The sequence below is a fragment of the Bradyrhizobium forestalis genome, from assembly GCF_002795245.1.
Lineage (GTDB): Bacteria > Pseudomonadota > Alphaproteobacteria > Rhizobiales > Xanthobacteraceae > Bradyrhizobium > Bradyrhizobium forestalis.
Window position 1 is genome coordinate 1 of record NZ_PGVG01000101.1, and the last position, 1,693, is coordinate 1,693.

Here is a 1,693-nt window from a genome sequence, read left to right on the forward strand (position 1 = left end):
TAGCCGAAGCGACGGCGCTCCTGGGCGATCGCCCTCATGCGCTGGCGAAGGCCGGCTTCGTCCGCCCGGGTCGTTCGGTATCTCATGGTCATGCGGCAACAGCCGATGGCTTTACACGCCGCCGTTCACTCATCCCGTGGGCCTCCACGAGATGCGCGACAGCTTTCCGCTTCCCCGCGGGCGTCACCATTTCTTTCCCAGAAGGTCCTTCAACGCCGCATTGTCCAGCATGGCGTCGGCCAAAAGCCGCTTTAGCCGCGTGTTCTCGTCCTCCAGCGTTCTCAGCCGCTTGGCCTCCGAGACCTCCATCCCGCCAAACTTGGCTTTCCATTTGTAGATGCTGGCGTCGCTGACGCCGTGCTTCCGGCACAGATCGGCAACCGACACGCCAGCCTCGTGCTCCTTCAAAATCCCGATGATCTGCTTCTGTATTCGGTCTGCTTCTGTCAATCCCTTAAGAGCGCGTGCCGCGGGTACCTTGCTTCTGTTCGTGGTCGGCAAAGCCGCCACACGATGGGATTCGGTTGAATGGTCGGTTCAAGCTCTTCGGCGTAGTCAGCCGCCTGGAGGGCGGACGCCACGACAGATCATACGAACTCGACCATCCCCACGCCCCGCGACGGGCGTCTCTTGGGATGGCGATGGCGTCCTTACGCCACCGCCGTCCATCGGAATTCGGTTCCATCAACCCACATTCGGTGAAGGACGACAGCCATCTTTCTGGCCAGCGCGACCTTCGCACGCTTGCTTCCTTGCCGGTGGGCAACACGCACCGCCCAAGCCTTCATCGGAGACCATCGGGTTGATGGCCTGAGAACAACGTTGGCAGCTTCGAACAGGGCTGTGCGCGTCTCTCCATCTCCGACTTTTGTGATCCGTCCCACCCGATCAACCTCGCCAGATTGGTATCGCCGGGGCGTTAACCCGAGATAGGCACCGACGGATTGAGAATGCAGGAATCGCCTCGGATCGTCCACAGTGGAGCGGAAGGTCAACGCAGAGACCGGGCCGATCCCCGGCATTGTCATCAAGAGCCGACAAGCCGGGTCACTGCGCACGGCCTTCAGAACCAGACGATGCAGTCGGCCGTACTCCCGCATCAGCGCTTCGCGTCCGGCAAGCAGCGGATTCATGATCGCCTCCAGCAAGTCGTCATCGCCGACCAACTCACGAACTCGCGTCGCGAACAGACTCCGCGAGACGACTCCGACTTTGAGACCGAGCGGACGCAGAAGTCCGCGGATGACTTGCTCTGCGGCAGCGATGGAGCGGATGATATGCTTGCGAGCCGCGGCCAGCGTCCGGGCCCTTTGACTGCCGATGCTCTTGACGTGAACAGGCTTGAACCATCCCGTTCTCACCACCTGCGCGATCCCACGGGCGTCATTCCGATCGGTCTTCACCGGCATGGCCGAAAGTGCCGCCTTAACCTGGCGGGCTTCCAAACTGACGGCCGGAAGCCCCAGTTCGATTAGATTTGCGGTCAGCCATTCTGACGTCGGTCCTGCCTCAAGGCCCACCCGTTCAACTTGACCAGCCCATGGTTCGAGGTACTGCACAATCGATGGCGCGTCCGCCAAGGTGGTTCCCTCCCGGATAAGCTTTCCGGTCTCGTCCACCGCACATACCGCAACGGAATTCAGCGAAACATCGAGGCCGACGTAGATCATGACTTTTCTCCTTCGGATGGAGT

General features: G+C 61.1%; 1 protein-coding gene and 1 pseudogene. Both read right to left on the reverse strand.

All coding sequences use genetic code 11. From position 1 onward, the window contains the following. Positions 1 to 450 (reverse strand): annotated as a pseudogene (locus CVM73_RS38620) (transposase); the annotation flags it as partial. A gap of 200 nt (positions 451 to 650) precedes the next feature. Continuing rightward, positions 651 to 1,670, reverse strand: a complete 1,020-nt coding sequence (locus CVM73_RS38625; RefSeq protein WP_100236928.1) for an IS110 family RNA-guided transposase — start codon at positions 1,668 to 1,670, stop codon at positions 651 to 653. Between the last annotated feature and the right edge of the window lie 23 nt (positions 1,671 to 1,693).